At 48.6% G+C, this 6,148-nt stretch carries 2 protein-coding genes; both read right to left on the minus strand.

The features are described 5' to 3' along the window. On the minus strand, nucleotides 1-3,029 hold a 3,029-nt coding region (locus tag WBV75_RS11695; protein WP_424120773.1), incomplete at its 3' end, for a nuclear transport factor 2 family protein. Further along, nucleotides 3,026-6,148, minus strand: a 3,123-nt coding sequence (locus WBV75_RS11700; RefSeq protein WP_424120774.1) for a two-component regulator propeller domain-containing protein, incomplete at its 5' end; no start/stop codon positions are given. The genes WBV75_RS11695 and WBV75_RS11700, both read right to left, overlap by 4 nt.

Raw genomic sequence — 6,148 nt, forward strand, 5'->3', positions numbered from 1 at the left:
TCTGCCCGTTTGCCGTGGTGGTTGATTTTTTCCAGGTTTTGGATGACATCCTGGGCGATGGCATCGACCTCGTCCTGATCGCCGTTTTTGAGTTCTTCCAGCAGTTCGTCAATGAGCTCCCGACTCACTTCGGAGAAATTATTTACAAAGTTCAGGGGGTTCTGGATCTCATGGGCAATGCCTGCGGTGAGTTCCCCGAGGGAGGCCATTTTTTCGGAGTGTACGAGCTGTTGCTGGGTGGCCTGTAAATCGGTAAGTGTTTTTTCCAGGCGTTGTTTTTCTTCCACCAGTTTTACGGCCTGTTCCTCTTTTAATTGCAGATCGAGAAAACGAGTGTAGGTTTGTTCGAATACTTTGGCGAAGCGTTGAAAAATTTCATGGGCTTCCGGCACCGCCTCCCTTGTGATAAACAAAAGATACCCGTATTTGAAATACGCGACATGGTCAATCTGGTAGGAGGGGAAGGAACCGTTGGTTTTTTTGAGTTGCATCAGGACATCGCCAACTACGGGCAGGGTGCTCATAAACTCATAATGGGCGGTACACTGCTCCCCGGCTATTTCTTTTACCAGGAGGGATTCCCCCTTCTGGCCTGCATCAAAATAGTCTTTGAAAATCCCTTTCCGGGGAACCGTGTAGGTGGGGAGTAGACCTGCTTCGTTCCCAAACCATTCAATAGAGTCCTTTTCCCGGTAGATGTTAAAGGCACACCCCCATGTTTTGATCCCCAGCCCGCGCACCTCTTTGTCCAGCAGGTGGGAGGCCTCAGCCAGTTCGTCGGAGTGCTGCATGGCCATGGTTCGGGAACGGACACGCTCCAGGGCGGTTTCAATTTTTGATTCCCGGGCCCGGGCCTCAGCTTTCTTCAGGTCGAGGAAGCGGGTGTAGGTTTGCTGGAATACTTTGGCAAACCGCATAAGGATATCATTTTCGGTTGCTGAATACGGGGTTCCTGAGAAATTTTCAATGTACAGTCCGATATCCTTTTGAAGGACGGTGGATGCAGCCAGTCCGGGACAACTCATATAGAATTCCCGCGCCTTAGTGGTCACGCCCTCAATGTGCGGGAGTAGTTGTTTGTAAAAGTTGTTCTTTTCTTCAAAATCCAGTTGTGTCGTAAAGAAGTCCCTGCCCTCCTTTTTGGCCTCTGTGAATTGCCGGTCCCAGACCAGGTCGAGATAAGGGACCGTAACCTTTGCCGGAATATCCTGGGTATCCGCAACCCAAAAATGCCAGTCCTTTTTGGGTTCATAATCCACAACAATACCTGCATGTTCCGCATTGATACCCAGGATGGCAAGCTGGTCGAAAATCTCCTTTACCACCTCTTTGAGCTCCTCGCTTTTCTGCATCCCCATGGACCTGCTCCGCACGCGCTCCAGTGCTGCTTCAGTCTGCGCCTCCCGGGCCTGTGCTTCTGCTTTTTGCAGATCTAAAAAGCGGGTGTAAGTCTGCTCAAAGACTTTAGCAAAGCGCAGCAGGGTTTCTTTCTCCTCCCTGCTGGCTTTCTCATGGCCCGAAATACTGATGGTACCGTATTTGTAATTCGCATCCAGGAATTCAAGCCTTTCCAATTGAAGCTTCTCCTGGAAGTGACTGAAATAATTGGTGTCAGTGGCTTTGTCACAGGCCTGTACCAGGGCATCGACCTCTTCCTTTGAATGTAAAGAAAGGTGTGAAAATGCATGGCCGGCTTCCCAGGACTTGAAGGTGGTATCTTCAAAAAGGACACTTGGCAACTCCAAATGGGTAGGTTCGTTGTAAACCCCTTCAAGGGGTGAAAACCAAATATCAAAGTACCCTTCTTCCAAATGGAATACATTGATCCACGCCTGGATAAAATTCAAGTTCAATTCCTTCAGCTGATCCAGGAAGACAATGGTCACTTCGGAGATATCTTCCGTCTTCTGCATAGCCATGGAAGCTGATCTGAGACGTTCCAGGGATGCCTCTACCTGAGCTTCCCGGGCTTGTATCTCTGCCTTTTGGAGGTCCAGGAAACGGGAATATGTCCGCTCGAATTCAATGGCAAACCGGTGCAGGATCGATTTTTCCTCATCAGTCAGGGGCCTTTTGATATCGATGCCAAAACACCCGTACTTCATGAAGGCTTCGGTATAATAAATACCCTCCTCAAAAAATTCCGCTTTCAAATGGGAGGCCCCCTCCAGCAGTTCTTCCCAGGAAGCAAAGAAATTTACTACATCCTTCGGGGGTACGAAGTGTTCGTGAATGGAAACCCCGCTTTCCCAATCGGCTATACAGGTGGCGTTATAAGGATCTGTGAGGTCCAGGGGATAGCGGACAGATTTACTGTGAAAAACCGTTTTCCCATTTACGGTTTCCGTCCATGTGGTCCAGAACAAATGGTTCTCCCTGGATTCATTAGGTAGCCAGACAAAGGAAAATTCCGAATCGATTCCCAGCAGCAACAACTGCTCGTGGAACGCATTGGAAACCTCGCTGAGTTCACTGGAATGCTGCATCTGCAAGCTTTGAGCACGGGTGCGCTCCAGGGCAGCTTCGATTTCAAGCTCCCGGGTGCGTTCCCGGATCTTTGCCTCCAGCTCCTCATTTTTCTTTTTCAGCCCCTGCTCCGGAAAGGCTTCCTCCTCAGCGATATCCGAATCCGGGCTAGAACCGTGGACATGGGTAACGAGCCAAGTCCCGTCAATCCACTCGACCAGGGTCGAAAGCCGCAGCAGCAGATGGTGTTCGTTGCCGGAAAAAAAGAGGTCGAACTCTTCAAGAATCAGGCAGCTTGCCCCATCTGCAAAAAACTTTTGTGCCACCGGTTTGCGATCATACCTGAATTCCTGACCCTCAAGCTGGTCCTTTTGCATCCGGGCCATCTTCTCCAGATCCGCCCGCGTCCTAAAAAATTCATGGGCTGCGCTTCCATACCCCGTAAAATCCGGATGTACTGTATCCTGAAGTTCCTTCAGGTCATTAAAGTCCAGCATGACCCCAATCAACTTTTCATAGGTAGACCTTACATCCGTTTTGTCTTTAGAAGTGTTCCTGCTCATAGAACAGGTAATTTAATGATAAACTCGGTGCCTTTGCCCTCTTCAGACTCTACTTCCAACGTTCCCCCATGTGCCTTTATAATGTCGTAACTCAGGCTGAGGCCCAGGCCTGTGCCCTGCCCGGTGGGCTTGGTGGTAAAGAAGGGTTGGAATACTTTATCCCGGACGTCTTTGGGCATTCCTTTGCCATTGTCGGCCACCCGGATTTGAATTCCGTTTCTCGTTTTCTTTGTGATCACGGAAACGGTTGGGGTAAACTCCTTTGGGGCGCTTTGTTTTTTCTCGGTGACCGCATAGAAGGCATTGTTGAGCAGGTTCAGGACCACCCTCCCGATTTCCTGGGGAAATACACTCACCTTGCCGATGGAAGCATCCAGATCGGTCTGAAAAGTGGCGTTGAAGGATTTGTCCCGGGCCCTCAGGCCGTGGTAGGCCAGACGGACATATTCATCGACCAGGGCGTTGATATCCGTAGGTTCTGTTTCCCCTTCACTTCTGCGGCTGTGCTGCAACATGCCTTTGACAATACTATCTGCGCGTTTGCCATGGTGGTTAATTTTCAGTTCATTCTCCTTGATGTCCGCCGCCAGGGTTTGCACTTCTTTCAGGTTGCCCTTGCCGGCTTCTTCATCCAGTTCTTCCAGCAGTTCCGTGTTCAATTCTGAGAAATTGTTGACAAAGTTGAGGGGGTTTTGGATTTCGTGGGCAATGCCGGCGGTGAGCTCCCCGAGGGAGGCCATTTTTTCAGATTGGATCAGTTGGCTTTGGGTGGCCTTTAATTCAGCATAGGCCTTTTCAATTTCTTTGGCTTGTTGGAGTTCCTTTTCCCGGGCTCTTTCCCGCTCCTTGCGGATGGTCCTTTGTTTCTGGAACCCGTGGATGCGGTAGGCGATAAAGCCAGCCAATAACAAGTATAGGAAATAGGCCCATCCGGTCTGCCACCAGGGCGGCCTTATCGTAATGGCAACGGAGGCCCCTTCCTCATTCCAAACCCCATCTGCATTGGACCCTCTTACCCTGAAAACGTAGTCGCCCGGAGAAAGGTTCTTATAGCTCACCCGGCGATCTTTGGAGGGTTCAGACCATTTGGCGTCAAAGTTTTCGAGTTTCCAGGAATATAAATTGTCTTCGGGTTTCAGATAATGCAGTGCCACAAATTCGAAGCTTAAATCACGTTGGGTATGATCCAGGGTTACCGCTTCCGTATAAGGAACAGCCTTTTGAAACAAATCGCCATCAGCCGCGGTATATATGCTATCCTGAATTCCCATTTTGGTGATAACCAGGTTGGGGAGGGTGCTGTCCTTGGCCGCCAGTTTTTCAGGGATGATGTGGTTTAATCCCTGGTTCCCGCCAATCCAGATATCCCCTTTTTTAGTTTTAAACCTACTGTGGACTCCGCTATACTCCTGGTACCCGTCAGCTTCGTAATAGCTGGTGTAGGTTTTTGTTGTCGTATCAAAAACAGACAATCCCCGCTGCGTAGACAGCCATAGCTTCCCCAGGTCATCCATCAATAATCGGGAATCCCCCCAATTGGATAGTACGTCATTATGCAGTAACCCCTGTTCTTCCCCGAAAAATTCCACATCATTCACTCCCGGGCCCACCAGGGCCAGACCCCTCCCGCTATAGGCAGTAAACCACATTTTTCCATTCCCGGCCTGATAAAAACCTGAGATACTGGGCAGGGAAAGCAAATCGAGGTTTCGATGAAAAGTATCATTCTCCCGATCATAAAGATTCAGGCCGCCGTCTGTACCCACCCACATCCTTCCCAGGTCATCCTCTGTTATAAAATGAATCTCATTACTGCCCAGGGATAAAGTGTCTTTGGCATCAAAATGGTATGGCTTAAATTGATCCTTTTCCGCCACATATTTAAATAACCCCTGGTCGTTATCGCGGGGATCCCCCACCCACATCTGATCCCGGGAGTCTTTGAAAATTTGGACAATGATATCGCTGGACAATAAGTGCGTTTCTGCCCCTTCAGGCTCGAACTTTTTTATAATCTTTCCGGTATCCGGGTCCAGGATGTATACCCCTTTCCTTAGGGCCGAGATCCAAAGGTTTCCATCACTATCCTCCAACATTCGAAGAATATTCACCTCATTGTCTTTAAATAATGGAATAATTTCGAAATTAAGGGTCCGTTCATTCCAACGGAGCAGGCCTTTATCAAGAGTGCAGACCCAGATACGGCCTTTAGAATCCTCATAAACCTGGTTAATATCGCCCACCGAGTTTTTCGGGTCATTTCCGGGGCCTATAAAGTACTGGCGGAAGGTACTTTCACCTGTCTTTTGGGCAATACCATTTTGGGTTCCTATCCAAAAGCGTTCCCGACTATCTTCAAAAAATGCCCAAATGGTGTCGTTGTGCAGGCTCTCTGGATCTTTTGGGTCGTTCCTGAAGTGGGTTATTTGTCTTTTTTTTGGCGCCTGTTTATACATATTGGGACGGGTACCTACCCAGAAAAGCCCGGTTTTATCCCTAAGCAAATTGTGTCTCAATCCATTTTCTGCAAATTCATTTTGCGCATCATTGTAGGAACTATCATATAGATGAAAAGCCCCGTCGGAGAAGGTGTACCTCATTAAGGCTTGCATGCCGCGATCCGTGACATTTATCCAGAATACAATAAAATCCGAATCCTGATAGGCTGGAATAATGGAACGAATATTTTTTGGGGAATTCTCGAAGGCCAGTTTACCTTCCCCGAATTTGTAATCGGATCTTTGAGAATTTTCCCTGTTGATTATTGAAATTTCACCATACGATGAATTCCATAGGTTTCCGTGCAAATCCTCAAAAGCAGTTCCGGCCCATTCTACGGCTTCCCGGGACGAAAAATCGTATGTCTCAACTACTTTCCGTTCCAGCGGATCCCATAGGTAGAGATGCTGGTTATTGCCCATGGGGATCAGGCCACTTTTACCAGGGGGGGTGATGTCCTGAATGGAATCTTTCCTGTCTGTCCCGGGCAGGACCTCACCTTTTGTAAGAACAAGCTCAAAACTGTCTTTTTTTCGGTCAAACCGCAATAAATTGCCTTTATCCTCCCGAATCCAGAGACTGCTGTCCTGTGGGGATTCAGCCATATTAAAGTTCAAAAC

This window comes from Robiginitalea sp., assembly GCF_049588695.1.
Taxonomy (GTDB): Bacteria; Bacteroidota; Bacteroidia; order Flavobacteriales; family Flavobacteriaceae; genus Robiginitalea.